At 46.0% G+C, this 16,730-nt stretch carries 12 protein-coding genes and 1 tRNA gene; 5 read left to right on the forward strand and 8 right to left on the reverse strand.

Annotation, left to right across the window (positions count from 1 at the left end; all coding sequences use genetic code 11):
* Nucleotides 1–378 precede the first annotated feature (378 nt).
* The 3 genes from EK22_RS07310 (at nt 379) to EK22_RS07320 (ending at nt 4,790) form a co-directional block, all read left to right on the forward strand.
* Nucleotides 379–2,469, forward strand: a complete 2,091-nt coding sequence (locus EK22_RS07310; protein ID WP_152565022.1) for a spermidine synthase — start codon at nt 379–381, stop codon at nt 2,467–2,469.
* 162 nt (nt 2,470–2,631) lie between these two features.
* Complete coding sequence (locus tag EK22_RS07315) at nt 2,632–3,906, forward strand: hypothetical protein (RefSeq protein ID WP_152565023.1); 1,275 nt, start codon at nt 2,632–2,634, stop codon at nt 3,904–3,906.
* A 587-nt stretch (nt 3,907–4,493) separates the two neighbouring features.
* Nucleotides 4,494–4,790, forward strand: coding sequence for a hypothetical protein (locus EK22_RS07320; protein WP_036249409.1), 297 nt, complete (start codon nt 4,494–4,496; stop codon nt 4,788–4,790).
* Between the two features lie 296 nt (nt 4,791–5,086).
* On the opposite strand, the gene EK22_RS24655 is transcribed toward EK22_RS07320, so the two are convergent.
* The 3 genes from EK22_RS24655 to EK22_RS07335 form a co-directional block, all read right to left on the reverse strand.
* A complete protein-coding gene (locus tag EK22_RS24655; RefSeq protein ID WP_161786398.1) occupies nt 5,087–5,260 on the reverse strand; it encodes a hypothetical protein in 174 nt (57 codons plus the stop codon).
* 345 nt (nt 5,261–5,605) lie between these two features.
* Entirely contained in the window at nt 5,606–6,028 is a 423-nt protein-coding gene (locus tag EK22_RS07330) for a GTP pyrophosphokinase (protein WP_036249415.1), read from the reverse strand.
* Nucleotides 6,025–6,258, reverse strand: coding sequence for a hypothetical protein (locus EK22_RS07335; protein WP_036249418.1), 234 nt, complete (start codon nt 6,256–6,258; stop codon nt 6,025–6,027). Before EK22_RS07335 ends, EK22_RS07330 begins: the two co-directional genes overlap by 4 nt.
* A gap of 784 nt (nt 6,259–7,042) precedes the next feature.
* Here EK22_RS07335 and rlmN point away from each other — a divergent pair.
* Nucleotides 7,043–8,080 carry a dual-specificity RNA methyltransferase RlmN gene (gene rlmN, locus EK22_RS07340; RefSeq protein WP_036249420.1) on the forward strand — a complete coding sequence of 346 codons (1,038 nt, stop codon included), beginning with the start codon at nt 7,043–7,045 and terminating at the stop codon, nt 8,078–8,080.
* A 416-nt stretch (nt 8,081–8,496) separates the two neighbouring features.
* Complete coding sequence (locus tag EK22_RS07345) at nt 8,497–12,576, forward strand: NACHT domain-containing protein (RefSeq protein ID WP_036249422.1); 4,080 nt, start codon at nt 8,497–8,499, stop codon at nt 12,574–12,576.
* A gap of 404 nt (nt 12,577–12,980) precedes the next feature.
* Here the strand turns inward: EK22_RS07345 and EK22_RS07350 are convergent.
* The 5 genes from EK22_RS07350 to EK22_RS07370 form a co-directional block, all read right to left on the reverse strand.
* Nucleotides 12,981–13,056 (reverse strand) — tRNA-Lys (locus EK22_RS07350).
* 99 nt (nt 13,057–13,155) lie between these two features.
* Nucleotides 13,156–13,731 carry an HdeD family acid-resistance protein gene (locus EK22_RS07355; protein ID WP_036249424.1) on the reverse strand — a complete coding sequence of 192 codons (576 nt, stop codon included), beginning with the start codon at nt 13,729–13,731 and terminating at the stop codon, nt 13,156–13,158.
* Between the two features lie 63 nt (nt 13,732–13,794).
* The gene (locus EK22_RS07360) at nt 13,795–14,451 is read right to left on the reverse strand and encodes a potassium channel family protein (RefSeq protein WP_036249427.1); all 657 of its coding nucleotides are present in this window, start codon (nt 14,449–14,451) and stop codon (nt 13,795–13,797) included.
* Complete coding sequence (locus tag EK22_RS07365; protein WP_051961747.1) at nt 14,448–15,914, reverse strand: TrkH family potassium uptake protein; 1,467 nt, start codon at nt 15,912–15,914, stop codon at nt 14,448–14,450. Before EK22_RS07365 ends, EK22_RS07360 begins: the two co-directional genes overlap by 4 nt.
* Nucleotides 15,911–16,726, reverse strand: a complete 816-nt coding sequence (locus EK22_RS07370) for a M90 family metallopeptidase (protein ID WP_036249430.1) — start codon at nt 16,724–16,726, stop codon at nt 15,911–15,913. The genes EK22_RS07365 and EK22_RS07370 overlap by 4 nt, the downstream gene beginning before the upstream one ends.
* Nucleotides 16,727–16,730 lie beyond the last annotated feature (4 nt).

Consider the following 16,730-nt stretch of genomic DNA (forward strand, 5'->3'; position numbering starts at 1 on the left):
TGACAGCGCCCAAATCCTTATTCCCGGCATGCTTGACGAGCATGGGCAATGACAACATTAGCCGCATCGACCTGCCCGACCTCTTCCTTACATGGCAAAATTGCCAAAATTGTGGCTAAATAAATCCTTTCGAAGCGATTTGAGCGCCCCAACCATGACACCTAAGGATTTGGCTAAAAATGACTTCCTGAAACTGGAATCTTGCATAGGATGCGCTGACCAAAAGTAGGCGCTCCAGGCGGCACAGCGAAGCGCATCGCTCGCGAACGATGCGCCTCCTGTCGTCGGCACATCCTATGTTTAAACAGGGAAATTATTGACGACCAAATCCTATTCAGTCTTATACATATTGTGATTTTGTTTTCTGGAGTTAACTTTATGCCAGGTTCTTTATATGCGGGTTTTCGCTGGAGCATGTATGCGTTTATCAGCTTTTGGGGCGCTTATTTGTTATTCCAGCTCGAACCGCTCATCGGTAAATTCATCTTGCCCTGGTTTGGCGGAAGCCCGGCGGTGTGGATTACCTGCATGCTTTTTTTCCAGGTCTTTTTGCTGGCGGGCTATGCATACGCCCACTTCAATCTCGATTTTTTCTCCGCTCGCCGCCAGGCTGTCCTGCATGTCGCGTTATTGCTGCTTGCACTGTTGACATTGCCGGTGACACCCGACCCATCCTTCAAGCCCGAGAGCAGCGAGCAGCCTACCTTTGATATTCTCATACTGCTGGTCAGCAGCATCGGCTTACCCTACTTCATCCTTTCGACCACCAGCCCCCTGCTCCAGGCCTGGATCGTCCGGATCAATCCGTATCGTTCGCCCTACACATTATATGCTCTATCCAATTTCGGTTCCTTGCTGGCGTTATTGAGCTATCCGTTTTTGTTTGAGCCCTATTTTAAATTGGGGGGACAGACGCTTGGCTGGTCCGTGGGCTTTGTCATTTATCTGCTGCTATGCGCTGGTGTCGCACTGGATTTTCGCCGCCTCGCCGAGGCGGAGGCCATTGTTGCCAGGCCGGTTGCCACTGACGATGAAACGCTGATCTCGGACCGGATGTCTCCCGCCATGTTGTGGCTGTTTTGGCTGGCCTTGCCTGCCGCTACCACGACATTGTTGCTGGCGGCCACCAATCAGCTTTGCCAGGATGTGGCAAGCGTGCCGTTTCTGTGGATAGTACCGCTCAGCTTGTATGTGCTGTCGTTCGTTTTCTGCTTTGCCCGCAAGGATTGGTATCAACGGCGGATTTTCATTCCCGCCCTGTTTGTTGCGGCGATCGCCCTGGTCATGGTGCTGTATGGCAGGGAGAATTTCACGCTGGAAGCGCAAATTGGCATTTACAGCGCCGGGTTGTTTTGCTGCTGCATGACCTGTCACGGCGAGCTTTATCGCATGCGTCCCCAACCCAACCGGCTGACCGCTTATTATCTTGCCCTTTCAGCGGGCGGAGCATTGGGCGGCGTTTTCGTCGCCCTCCTGGCGCCCTTGCTGTTTCCGCTTTATTTCGAATTCCATATTGCCCTGTTCGCCTGCTGCCTGCTGACCTTATGGGCTGTAGCTGTCGACAAGCAATTATCGGACGATAAACGCCGCAAGCCGCTGGTCTGGTTATCGGCGGGCGCCGGCTTGATCTGGCTGGGCGTGAATCTGGCCAACCATGCTTTTCAGACGGCCTCGGAAAAAACGCTGGTTAACCGCAATTTTTACGGGGTGCTGCGCGTCGAGGACCGTTCCGTAAACAATCCGGCACTGGCCAAACGTGTCTTGAGGCATGGCGCCATTGATCACGGCTTTCAGTTTCTGGTGGCCGACAAGCAGCATTTGCCCACGGCTTATTACGGCAATGAGTCGGGGGTCGGCCTGGCGCTGACGCATTTTATCCGGGATCACGGACGGCGCATCGGCGTGGTCGGTCTGGGTACGGGCACCTTGCTGACCTATGGCAAACCGGACGACTATTTCCGTGTCTATGACATCGATCCTGCCGTCGTCGAACTGGCGCAGACCTATTTTACCTACCTGAAAAATACGGCCGCCAATTACGACCTCGTCGTGTCCGATGCGCGCCTGGCCCTGGAGCGGGAAACGCCCCAGGGCTTCGATTTGTTAATTCTCGATGCCTTCAGCGGCGACGCGATCCCCATGCACCTGCTCACCATGCAGGCTCTGGAACTGTATCTGCATCATCTACGTCCCGATGGCGTACTGGCCATTCACATTACCAACCACTACCTGGATCTACGGCCCCTGGTGAGAGGCATGGCCGAGCATGCCGGCTACGACTATCTATTTGTGCAATCGCAACCATCAGACAGTCTGGGCTGGTATCGCGCCGACTGGGCCTTGCTCAGCAACAACCGGAAATTTCTGCAAAATCCGGTATTGCAAAAAGCTAAAAGCGCTAGTACAACACCCGTCAAGAGCATCATGTGGACTGACGACTTTTCCAATCTGTTCCGCTTATTGAAATGAACTGGCGCGAGGCCCCGATGGGTTTTCGCGTGACCAGCCGAGCGGTCAATTAAGTCGAAAACTACCGATCGCAAGCATTGCAGTAACCGGGGACAACCGTTCCCGGCAACATAATAAACAGCCTCTTTTCCACAATGAGCTTGATCAATCAAGAGGTGGCATATGAAAACAGCGTTAGCAATTGTTCTTATGGGTATTTTCTCATTCTTACTGGTTTTCAGGTCGGATTCAACTGAGGAGCCGCCCCCATCCGGCTATGATGTTTATCAATACGTCAAGGAATGCAAGGCCGAGCTTGGCATCACCCGCGACTTGCCGTTACTGTCATGCCTGGACGGCAAGCAGGTTCCAATTTATGTCGATAAACAGGAGATAGAACAAAACAACTGGGAATTACTCTCCACGTCAAAAAAATGCGATAACCCCCATTGGCTGGGTGGCGACCAGGGTTGCTGGACCTATTCGCATCTTCAGGTAGTCAACCTGGATGATCAAAATATCATGGTGGTCAATTGCCGCCAGAAAGGCAATCAACTGGAGAAAAACTGGTTCCGCGAAACCAAGGCGAATCTCGGCATGAACCAGGCACAAAGAAAGGCGCAGTATGAAAGTGCCCCCGCTGCTGAAAAGAAAGAATTTTATTATCTTTACAATACCTTCAACGATATCGGCATTATTCTGCGCAATACAACGACCGGAAAAAGCTGCTACCTCACGCAATACGGCGATGCCGTGGCCGGCTTTTTACCGCCGCTTGACACTCCGCTGCCGGCAAAAAACGAATTTTTAGCCAAATTCAATCCCGAACAGGCAAAACCGCCCCTGGATTTCCCCCAGGAACTCTGGTATCGCGATGCCAACAAGGCCTTCAAATCCCCCGAATTTACGGCATCCGCCGGATGCGTTGCCTGCCACAATGCGCACGGCGTCAAATACAGCCCCTACATCAATTCCAGGCACGGCTTGCCAGATATTCGCTCTATGGCCAATTTGCCTTTTTTACCGGTAGGCGAACCTTTCAGGAATTTTTTCTACAATCATGAAATCCTGCAGGTGACGACCGACCCCATAGACGGTGCCAATCAGCTCTGCAACCAATGCCATAACATGACCACCTCCGGAACCTGCGGCTATATCATCGATTCCGCTACCGATCATCCCGACACGATATTGAGCGCGTGGCTGACCACCAGCGCCCGAAACAGGTGGATGCCGCCCATGCAGGTGGATTCGGCGCTGTTTAAAAAGCACGTCGCCGCCATGAAGTGTTGTTGCGACGCGCCTCATTCCCAAGGCTGTAAAACCCGGAAATTCGGCCCTACCCTGGCCGACCTTCCGGAAGGCTTTGATGAAGGCAAAGGCTGGATCGAAGGCGAGGAACCCGGTCTCTGCAAAGGCATTATGGAAAGCCCTCAGTGGGGTGCCGATAAATTTTAATAGGCATTTCAAGTGGACAGCTATGCGGCACGGTTTCGGCACGGGAGTATTGCTGCTGCTCATCAGGTGATTGATGGCTTCTCCAAGTGCATCAATGATGCGGGATTGAAGCCCCTTGTCGTAACTGGGAAGCCGTCGTACCGGAAAAAGAATTTATCAGAACATGGCTATCATTTAATAGCGTTCGAACATGGTTATATCGTCTTTTGTTCTCAGGTCTGCGAATCGATCAGAGCCACAATCAATGACTTATAGGCCATCTTGCAGCAGACGCTGAGCCGCTCGCCATACATATACAGCCTTTGTATTCCGACCAGGCGGACATTTTTTAAGCCATTGTTACAACAGTGCGAGATTAAAATTTATCGAAAACGTGATGAAGTTCAAAAAAATACCACAAGAATCGGACCGCGCCCTATTGACAAATTGAATGACTTTCATTCCCCTCATTCAGCGTACGTTTAATTCATGAATGATCTACTACGGCTTGCTTATTTGGGTTGGCCGCTAGCAAATGTGGTTTTCTAACGCCATTTAAGCCCGTCGCCCATCAGTGGCATATCATCGTTAACAACAAGAAAAACGCTATGGAAAGAATGGACACAATCAAATCAATTGATTCAGTAGAGCATCACATTGAGAGGATCAAACAGGTATTAGTGACTATCAACGTATTAAGCGATTCGTTGAGCAAATACAGATCAGACCCGGATAATGATAACGGGATTTCGAGCCAGATTAAGACAGACCATTTCGGCGTAGCCATGATGGATGCAATTTACTTGCTATCCGCTTCCGGCATTCGATCAGCAGAATATTTAGAAACCGAACACCGGCAACGGAAAACTTCACAAGGAAACGCTAATAATATTGACAAGATATGACGGGGAAATAAACGATACCTAGTCTTGATATTGACAGTCTAGAGCGTTTATTCATTAGTCGGAAACATTACCTTCAGACATACGTCGCCATGAAAACAAGTCATTCACTGACCGACAGGGCACCAGAGGTTTTCATAAATCCGGTAGGGTACGCATCGCGTACCTTTTGAGATGACTTTCACCGGAACCGCTGGAAAAGGTACGCACTGCGTACCCTACTGTATTTTTCAGGCAGGCCAGTCAATAACAAAACTCAACTTTCACAACAGCTTTAGCTTTCAAGTAACGGCTGATTGCTATAGATAGTAGGACTGATCGTATAAATCAAACAGGGCCATGATTAAGCGGGCTATGGCATCGTAGTCGAAGACGACTTCCCGGAAAAATCGTTGCAGCCGGCGATAGCGCGACTTCAGGTCTGCCTGGCTCGCGAAAGCCAACGCCAGTTGCGTCAGATTAATGTGCTTCATTCGCACTAACGCCAACAGCATCCCAATAAAACAATCCAATCGGCACTTGCCCAGCCTAAATGTCCTTTTAGAATCACTCTTAGTCCATCGCTTAATTTCATTTCACCTCCTGTTTGGTCGCAAGAGAGTGAAATCGATTAGCGATGGACTTTCAAGTCCTTTATTTTTCCTACCTTGTAAATCAAACAGTTAGCTTTTTTTGTCGTGTACAGAGGATGTCTGCATAAGGCCTTATCGCCCATAGTATGCATTTCCATAATGGAAAGCACATCTCCCGTGACTGGACCAGAGTTCGGGAAGAAGCTGACCTCCAGTCCGACAGGTAAAAGATTACGAGGTATACATTCAAGATTTACTTAGAAACTTTAGCGCTCGATGATATTTTTTTACTCTTGCCAGATCTATATCATTAATTGAGTCGATTCTGGTCAAATCCATATTATCTTTAATGTCTTCGATTTTTATTTTTCTAGCCAAATCATTAAGAGATACTCGTGAAATAAATTCTTCATAAGTTTCCTCGCCCCTCTTTGTCAAACAACCGATAGCCTCAATAATTATCGTCGAGAAACCTAACCTCTTTAAATCATCAAGCGAAATCTCACTATCTTCGATAACATCGTGCAAAACAGCAACAATTCTTTCGTGCTCGTTTTGAAATTTTAACATCACCCTCAGCAGATGCAGGATGTAAGGCTGCCCCGCTTTATCAACCTGACCAGTATGAACACGAGATGATATTGCAATGGCTGTTTCCAAATTACTCACTTTCTTATTTTTCCTTTGTTATATTCCTCTTGAGTAATTTCATGACCTGACAATAACGCTTCATTATACAATTTATTATCATAATTTATTGGCACAGGATTTTCGTTTTTCCCATAAAATTTTCTATATATCAGTACGTTGGAGCAGGTGCGTCTGAACATGACTTCTTCATATGGATAATCAATATAGATATCTTTTGTGTTCAAATATTCGCCTGTCTTAATTGCCATTTGTCAAATTCCTGATTGATTCATAATAAGCTTTGCTTTGAGATTCTATTATTGGTCTCATTGGATCTCCATCTGCGAGCGTTCTCCATTGTTCATAAAATTTGTGGCCTTGCCCACCAGCAATACCGATTTTAGTTGCGACAGAATTATATATTTCATCTCCTAAGTCCTTTATTTTTCCTGCCTTGTAAATCAATCAGTTAGCTTTTTGTCGCGTACAGAGAGTTTTTACAACAGCCGTTGCTTTCAGGTAACTGCTGATTGCTCTAGTAGTCAGTCAATTTAATTATGGCGGGTAAATTGTAGGTGCGAATTCATTCGCACTATTCGCACGCTATGAATACTCTGCAAATTTTACTCGTCAGAATAAGACTGACTAAGTACTAGTAGTCAGTCAATTTAATTATGGCGGGTAAATTGTAGGTGCGAATTTATTTATGCCCTTCAGGGTATTCGCACTATTCGCACGCTATGAATACTCTGCAAATTTTACTCGTCAGAACAAGACTGACTGAGTACTAGTATCGTCCATAAACTGCCTGTCGTAACTGACAGCTTTATGACGATAAATATGGCAGAATGAAGTGCGGTAAAGCTTGGGCGAAAACCTTTCCTTTCGGAGGATAGGCAAAAAGTCCGGATGCTTATATATAATAAAAAACATTATCCTCTGTACATAACAAAAATCAAACCTTATAAACAGGTTCAATATAATTACGATATCAAATCCAATATTTAAAACTATTAGATATTGGCAATATATTGATATTACCAGGAGACATTTTTGAAACAATCCTTTTATGACCTAAATTACTCTGATTTAGAAACGGTTATAAATCAAAATAATTTAAATCCCTCAGCAGCATCAGTTCTTTTTAATTGGCATTATAAGAAAAAAGAAAATACTCAATGCTTTGATAAAATTGCCCAATGCTCATTGGCCTTTTTTCAAAATAATTTCGACTTTTCTCTGCCCGAAATCGATACGGTTTATGAGTCAAAAAAAGATCGAACAGTAAAGTTTCTTTTTAAGCTTAAAGACAATCATAAAGTTGAAACCGTCCTTATTCCTTTTCATAACAAATATTCAATTTGCCTTTCATCGCAAGTCGGCTGTGCAATGAATTGTTCTTTTTGTTTTACCGGAAAACAAGGACTTAAAAGAAATTTAACTACCAGTGAAATTGTTGGTCAATTTCTACAAGCTTGGCATTGGTTAGCAGCAAACAGACCTGGGGAAGAAAGGATTTTAAATATTGTTTTTATGGGACAAGGCGAACCTTTACATAATTTTGATGCCGTTAAAAAAGCGTGTGAAATTTTTTTATCGCAACACGGAACTTCAATTGGTGTTCAAAAAATCACTATTTCAACGGCTGGCTATATTCCTGGACTTAAAAGATGGAGCCAGGAAATTCCGGGAGTGAACCTTGCACTATCTCTTCATTCACCCCTTGAAGAAAAGAGAAATGAACTTATTCCCATTAATAAAAAATATCCGCTAGATGAGGTATTGGCATATATTGACAAGATACCTTTAAATAAAAAACAATTTATTACTTATGAATATATTCTGATAAAAGATTTAAATGATTCTCCAGATGATGCTAAAAAATTGGGGACGATACTGGCTGGTAAAAGTGCCTATATAAATTTAATTCCTTTTAACCCATTCCCAGGATCACATTACGAGAGTCCGGATTTGGATAAAATTGAAAAGTTTAAAGAAGTTTTAGATACTTTCAAAATCCCGACTTTAATAAGAAGCGCTAAAGGCGATGATGTATTAGCAGCATGTGGTCAACTCAATTCTAAAAATTAAATAGCTATCAAGTGTTAGTGAATGGGACCGGACCAAGTCAACAATATGTTTTCATGGAAAAAACATATAAAACCTGAAATTTAGCCGATAAATCACCGGATGAGCCGGTGATTTATCGGTTACTCCTTTTAGAAGTGGTTTATCGACTAACTGCTAAAGGCGTTAACCACCCGACGAACAAAAAGAGCCAACTTCTCTCAATTTGTGATCAATCTTGACGGTCGCTTGTGTGCCAAAAGCTGTCATTGGCGCCAAGCGGTCAATTCGGTTTTGAATGTCTGCTTTGTGGTGATATAACCGATTTCGAAAAGCAGGTGTTTATTTACCCTCTATTTTGTAAGATGCATCTCCAATGTCAGCCCATTTCTTTGGTAAGATAGTATAATTTGGTATCTAACATAATCAACCGTTCAATCATGACTGATTCCTACGACCTTTCAAAACTCGGCCCCGAGGCATTCGAAAATATCGTTAATTTCTTAGCACTCAAAACGCTTGGACTAGGTAATACAGGCTTTGGACCCGGAGCCGACGGGGGGCGAGATGGCTATTTTGAAGGTGAGGCACCCTATCCAAGCGAGACTGACCGTTGGAAAGGTGTGTGGTATATCCAGTCGAAGTTTCACAAGCCTCATCTAAGTACAAACCCACAAAAGTGGATTATTGATCAGGTAAAAAATGAGATTGAAGCATTTGATGAAGACGAATCAGATCGTATCTGGCCTGACAACTGGATTATCGCCACAAATATCGATCCAAGTGGGAAACCGGAGACTGGCAGTTTTGATGCTATAAAAAAACTGCTTAAAAAAAGCCCGAACGGGAAAAAAGTAAATGTACATGTTTGGGGAGGGCGAAAGATTCTTGATCTTTTGGCCTTGCATGGTGATGTGGCCAAGTACTATGGCCACTTTTTAACTCCAGGCCATGTTATTTCTGCCCTGTACGATCAATTAACAGAAAGTCGAGCTTCGCTCGAAGAAATAATTCGTTACTTTGTTGTGAATCAATTTAGTGACAATATCTTTACTAAGTTGGATCAGGCTGGGTCGTCTTCAGATGTTAGACCAGGCGTACACGATTTATTTATTGATTTACCTTTCAGCTCCCAAACAGGAGCTCAGGGCAGCGGATTATTATCAGAATTATGTTATGCAGCTGCGCAATGCCATAGATATAGCTTACTTACGGAGTTTCCGGAAACGTACTGCGAATGGAATAAAAATTTAAGGCGAGCCAGAGTAAGTCTAATTAAAGGAGGGCCAGGCCAAGGAAAATCGACAGTTGGGCAATATTTATGTCAAATCCATAGGGCAAAATTGATCCTAGGTAATGATGCTCCTCATGTATTGGAGAACATAAAAAACGTTGCAAAAGAGATCAATAATGCGGCAACTCAAAATGGCTTCTGGCCAACATCACCTCGTATCCCTATTCAAGTAGAGCTAAAAGAGTACGCTCATTGGTATTCGCAGTGCAAACCGGAGCAGCCAAATAATATTTTGGTTTACATTACCGAGATAATTACTAAGAAAATAGGTGCGCAGGTTCTAGTAAAAACTTTAAAAAATGCCCTAGCCAATCAATCTTGGATAGTCGTATTTGATGGCTTGGATGAGGTTCCTAACGATTTTAAAGATAAAGTAGCCAACGAGGTTTTATATTTTCTAAATGACATTTTAGTAGAAATTAATGCCGATGTTTTAGCTATTTGTTCTTCACGTCCCCAAGGTTACTCGGGTCAATTTTCCGGTATAGATGGCCCAGTTGTGGAATTAAGTCATCTTGATACCGATAGTGCTATGCGTTGCGCAACTCCAGTGCTTAAGTTTGGGCGTTCTAAAGAGGAGTCTGAAAAATCAATTGAAATTTTAGAAACCGCAATCAAATCACCGAACGTCAAGGAATTGATGACCACTCCGTTACAGTCACATATTATGGCAGTAGTCGTGCGTGACGGAGGGCGCCCGCCAGAAAGGCGATGGCAACTGTTTAATAGTTTTTATCTTGTGATGAAGAAACGAGAGAGTCTGAAAAACTTTCAAAATCCGCGCATTGCCAAGTTATTGAGAGAAGAAGATCGTTTATTGAAATCCGTCCATATGCGGCTTGGATTTGTGTTACATGCAAGGGCCGAACGTAGTGAAGGTGCCCAAACCACTCTGAGCAAGACAGAGTTTCGAAATTTAGTACACGATGTTGTGACAGTATTGGATGACCATGATATCGAGCAAACAGTCGCTGATGTTATGGAGGCAACAACGGAACGGCTAGTATTGGTAAATACACCAGAGAATGGCGAACAAGTTCGATTTGATATTCGGCAACTACAGGAATTTTTCGCAGCAGAATTTCTTTATGACGGCGTGGATACAAATCAACTTGAAACCCGAATAGAGACGATTAGCGGAGATGCTCATTGGCGAGAAGTTATGCATTTTCTATTGAGTGCTTTGATCGAGAATCGTCGTACCGCCGAAGTAGCTGTTGCTGTGCAAGCTCTTCGTCGACTTAATGAAGGCGAAGAAGGAAGCCTAAATAGAATCTACTATCGCCGCACGGCAAAAGCGACTTTACTTGCCAGTCGTGTACTGATTGAAGGTGTTTTGGAACAAGATCAGCGTGATCGTCAACAACTCAAACCATTATTTGATCCGCTAGGTGGAGTTTTAGATTTAAGCTCTCTATTTGAACTCGGATATATTAATCTGACAAAATCCAAAAAATGGCTAATTCAATCATTATTGGACACAATAAATACTGCAATGCCACGCGAAACTTTAGGAGCTTTATTTCTGTTGGGTTGGCTGCTTCCTGATGATTCGGAAGAGTCAAAAACATTAGGTATCGCTTTCCAACGCACATCCATTTCACAACAAGAATATCTTTATTCATTATGGGCATCACAAAGAGATAGATTCTTGGTATATCGGCGCAAAACAAGAATCCATCGTTCCTTTCCCTTTAAAAATACGAGCCAATGGGTTTTATGCTCTATAATACATATTGTTAATTCAAATAACTGGAAAAACTACAGCACGGTAAGTATTAGAACTATTCTAAGATTTTTGTGTGATGATCATAAAAGATTTATCGCGAGCTGTGAGTCAAGCGGGGTTAACGGCGACTGTGCAAAAGCATTATTCAAATGTTTAAACATTGATGAAATAGAAATCGATGAAAAAGAAGTTGAGACAGTTGATTGTGGTTTCTTAACTGGTTATCTGTTCCCTGAAAACTGGGTAAATGGAAAGCTACCAGATTATTTTAATAATCTTGATTTTAATAATTGCATAAAACACTCGGATGGATTATTCAAATTAATTTTTACGTGCCTTCGGCTTGCCAAAGAAAGAAGTTCTTCGGCCTTAAATGAATTCGTTAAAATTGTTGATTCTATTGGCAGTGAAAAACTTGGAGTCCTGCCGGATTCGTTATTGGCCTTGCTCCCGATTCCAGGGCGATACTCCGAAACGCCATTCTCAATTGAACACTTGCGAAATATAGACACAACTACTAGCAAATGGCTTGATACGCTCTCTGCTGAACAAGTAAATCGACATCAATATCGGCGGATTAGAGATGTGAAGGATTTAGATAAAAATAAATCTCCCACTGACCAATGGGGATTATTATCGGCCCACCTTCCTAGAATTGCCTTAGACTTCGCAATAAATCCAGAAAGATTCCAACAGTTTGTACATGTGCCAAATTATATATCAGAGCTGGATATATCAGTGTTTTCGGCTTTAATTGAAAATAATCATCTCGACACAAGACAACACATATTATATTGGGGTAATCTTCAAGGTAGACAATCGGAACTATTAAAAATGCTCAAAAACAGGGTGTCAAGTACATCTTTAAAACAGGATACGTTCTGGATTGATTATGATGAAAAAATATCGCCTTTTGAGCTAAATATTCCAGAAGATGTACACTTACTATCAGATATTGCGCCTGCATTGGTCAAATGGTTTTGTGTCAGTCGACAATTCAAATTTCGATGGCAACCCAGCGCCTCAAGAGAGCAGTCTCTCCATAAAACATTGAAAGGATATTGTTTATCCTTGGACATTCTTAGGAATATTGCTGAAGAAAATAATTATAAACAAGATGTCAGAGCAGGTGCATTGGCACTCTACTGGTTGTCTCTCTCAGAGACAGATATATCTGTAATTGGAGAGCCTGAAATAAAGCTAGATTTATATGAAGAACAAAAACTTTATGAAAAGCTAGCTAATGAAGTAAATGAAGAATGGCTTGCACATGCACTTATTGGAGGAGTATTAATCCGCAAGTCTGAAACTGACCCAGATGCACTTGCGTTTGTTACATACCTAATGAACCGTTGTATTGATGGAGGAGGAGCGCATGATGCAATTATAGAGCTTATTGAAAATTGGCGAGAACGCTCAACTGCACCAGTCAATAGCAAGCGAGTATTAGAAAGTTGGTTAGGATATAACTTTAATATACCAACATATGCAGTATAGAAAGAGTTAATTTGAATCTCCCTAATATAATTAATCTGATTTCTGGTTGTTAGAAATTAACCACCGAATATTAAATAGTAAGTTACAATAGTTCAAATATAGACACAGACAATTTGCCCTACTATAAAAACAGTCATTCATTAGCAACTGCTTTTGACCATGCTGGATGACCGCAACGGGTCGATGAGAGTCATTCAATGTCAGACTCAATTGAGACTCATTTTAGCAGTTGTCAAGTTTAGTCTAGGCTTTTACAGATTAACAATGCACGTATGGTTAAAACCAATTCGATTAGAAATTATTTTTGTGTTGTGCTTTATTACAGTGTTTTTTCTGAAATGTCCCACCAGTGTCCCTCAGGCAATAAAAAAGGCCTTCGCTTGCGCGTAAGGCCTTTGATTTAATGGTGGGGCGTCAGGGACTCGAACCCTGGACCCATGGATTAAGAGTCCACTGCTCTACCAACTGAGCTAACACCCCATGTAGGAAACTTGGTCGGCCATTCTATAGTATTTTCCGCTAAAATCCAACATAAACTATGCACGGCAAGTGTTTTTATTTGTTAATAAAGCCGAGGCCTCAAGCGTTTCTGCCATGATGCAGGCTGAGTTTGACCAATGAGCCGCCGAGGAAGATCATGTTGATGCCCAATAGCAGGCCGAGCACCCATGCTGCCGTTCCGGGCCAGCCGGCCCAGACGACGATGGCCAGCATCAGGGCGGTAAAGCCGCTGAACAATACCCAGCCCCAATGTTCCAGCGGGCGCATCATGAAGGCCAGGGAAATCTTTGCGATGCCTTCCATGGCAAAAAACAGCGTCATCAGCATGGTCAGGGTCAGTACCCCTTTCGCCGGTTGCGCGACCAGAAAATAACCGATGATCACCTGGAGAATGCCGATAAAAATCCACAGGTTAAAGCCCGGCATCGATATGAAACGCACGGCTCTGGCGATCTGAACAATACCGCCCAGCAGCAGTAGCCAGCCGATGAATAAAGCGATCGCGATGGTAAAAATCTGCGGTACGATGATGGCCGCGATGCCGAGAATGACGAAAAATGCCCCCTCCGCCAGGAAGAATTTCCAATGCAGCCTGAGAAATTCCCGCATTCTCTGCTGCATCTCCCGTATTTCGATTTCAATTTTTTCGGTCATTGTTCATCTCCTCATATTATTGAATTCCACGGCCGCCGCGGCTTTTGCATGCCGGCGGATGCCCTATCCTTCCGTCTGAGCGGCGAACCGGTCGTTTAACCAGCCCAGGTTTCGGCTGTGGGTAAGCACCACGACTTCGTCGTTGGCCTTGAAATCAAAGTCCGCCTCGGGAATTTTGAATTTGCCATTCCGGTACAGGCAGATGATCCGGCACTGGTCGGGCAGTTCCAGCGAGCCGATGGCGTCCTCGATCGCCGGATGGACGATGAAAGAGAACACCCGCGCCTCATCCTTGATCATCGCGCTCAACTCCAGCAAATCCTGCCCTTCGATCATGTCGGCCAGGTAACGGCCGATGGTCTGGTCGGGAACGATGGTATCTGTCAAACCCAGTTCCACGCAAATATGCACGAATTCGGGATCTTCGATTTTGGTGATGACGCGCTTGAAGCCCAGGGAGCGTCCCACCAGGCTGGCGATGATGTTGATCTGATCGTTGCCTGTCAGGCAGAAAAGGAAATTGACGTCCCTGGGATCTGTTTCCCTTAAAATCGCGGGCTTGCTGCCGTCGCCATGAATAAAGCCGCAGGCGAATTCGTCCGTCAGCGCATCGATCCGGTCTTTGTCCTGCTCGATAATGATGACTTCGTGCCCTCTGTTCATTAAAACTCTGGCAGTCATGGTCGCCAGAGAACCGGCACCCAGAAATACGGCTCTCATAATTCCCTCACTCTCCTTCCGAACCAGGTTTTCGGATATAAAAACACCAGCAAGGCGACAATTTCAAGACGTCCCGCCAACATATCAAAGCACAGTATCAGTTTCAACGCCGGCTGCAGATCGGCGCGCGTGATGCCGGACGACAGCCCCGTGGTGGCAAGCGCCGAGACCACTTCAAACAATGAATCTAATGGATGATACCCCATCGCCACAAAAGGCAGCCAGGAACCGACCATCAGCGCCAGCCCCCATCCCAGCAAGGTCAGCACGCCGTTTATTTCCTCCGCGGCAATGGTTTTCCCGGCCAGACGCGGCTTGAGCACGCTATGGTCCGGCATCGCCGGCTTTTGCACCGCGTAATGCATCAGTTTCAACAGGATCAGGACGCGTAGAATTTTAAGCCCGCCCGCGGTCGAGCCCACGGCCCCGCCGGTAGCCATGGCAACGATCATCACGACTTTGGCGACGGCATCCAGCCGGGTGATGTCCAAGCTGCTAAAGCCCGTCGTCGTCTGCGCCGACATCGCAAGCATCGCCCCTTGCAAGGCGGCGATATCCCAATCCATGCCTTCCTTGATGTGCATGCTCAGTATCAGCATCACTCCGGCAAAGAACAGGCACGCCATCAGCCCCAAGGTTTCATCGAGTTCCATTGACCGGCTCAAACCGTGCCGATAAAAACGGTAATACAAGGGTAGCGATATAGCGCCTGATACAACAACCAGAGATACAACAAACTCGGCCGGCAATGAGTTCAATCCGGCCAGGCTGTCGTTAAAATTGGAGAAACCGCCGGTTGAAACGGCGCTCAGGACATGAACAACCGCTGTCAGGCCATCCACGCCCATCAAATAAAGCAGCGCCATCGGTATCAAAGTCAGAATCAGATAAACCTGCGTGACCTGCCGGGCATGGCTGTGTATATCCATGATGGCATTTTCCCGTTCAAGCTCTTGCCCGAGCAGGCGGCGATTGGCCGGCTGCACCCCCATCAGCAGAGCAATGACCAGCACGACGAAGCCGAGGCCGCCATACCATTGCATCCAGGAGCGGGCAAACAGAAAGCCTTTCGGCTTGTCTTCAACCTCGGACAAGGTGGTCAAGCCGGTCGTCGTAATGCCGGAGACCGCTTCAAACAAGGCATCCAGAAACGGCAAACCCGCGCCCATGAACGGATAAACCAGCGATACGGCGCCCACCAGAAACGCAATCACGGTCACCGTCAGGGCTTCATTGACCTGAATATGCGCCGGCGCCGGCCAACGAACGAAAGGCCGCGACAGGGCGGCCAATGCAACGGCGACCATAGCGAAACGCAATGACAGTCCGTATTCCTGATAAAGCAGCGCCACCAGGGCCGGCACCGCCACCAGACCGGCCTGCACTAGTATCAGTTGCGCCGCGTATTTGAGAATGACCGGGCCGCGGATGGCATACATCAATAACGAGGCGCGTTCATTCATCGAACCGCAGCCTCTTGCATCGGTTGCGCGGCCGTTTCATCGGCGCGCAACCGGCTCAGCGGGTCCTGCCGGTAGTAAAGCCGAAGCTGCCGGAAGACATCGGAAAAATGCGTCTGCACAATGTCGGGCGCGCAGAAGAAATATTCGCTGAACACAGCGAAAAACTCGGCGGGGCTGGTCGCCGCATAAGGATCGACACAAACCGGGTGATCATGCTCAAGACGACGATTCAACTCGTCATAGGCCCTGCTGAACGCATCGGTCCAGGGCGGCACGGGCATGGCCGCGTGCAGCGGCGGCATGCCGTTGGCGCTGCCGTCCAGCATATCCAGTTTGTGCGCGATTTCATGGATAATGACGTTGTGGCCCTGATACCCTGCCCGGTTGTCCTGCTCGATATCCTGCCAGGACAGAATCACCGGCCCGCGTTCCCATGACTCGCCGCTTAGCACCCGGTCCTGATGATGGACGATGCCCATACCATCGATTTCATCGCGACTGACCCGGAAAGCGCCGGCATAAATCACCACCTCGCGCCATGGCGAGAACAGCCTTGCTCCCAGATACAGGACCGGCAAGCAGGCCGTTGCGGCCACCTGCACGCGCATGGTCTCGGTCACCTCGAAGCCCTGGGCACCGATGATGTTTTTTTCGTACCGAAATAACGTGCTCAACTCGCGCAGATGCGCTTTTTCGACGGAACTCAGTCCTCGCAGCACAGGTAGCCTGTCGGTTGCGTTTTCCCACAGATCATGACCGATTGGATAGCGCCGCAGAACATACCGGACCCATGCGCGCCTGAAAATATTCATCGGC

The sequence above is a fragment of the Methylobacter sp. BBA5.1 genome (genome assembly GCF_000746145.1).
GTDB classification, from domain to species: Bacteria; Pseudomonadota; Gammaproteobacteria; order Methylococcales; family Methylomonadaceae; genus Methylobacter; species Methylobacter marinus.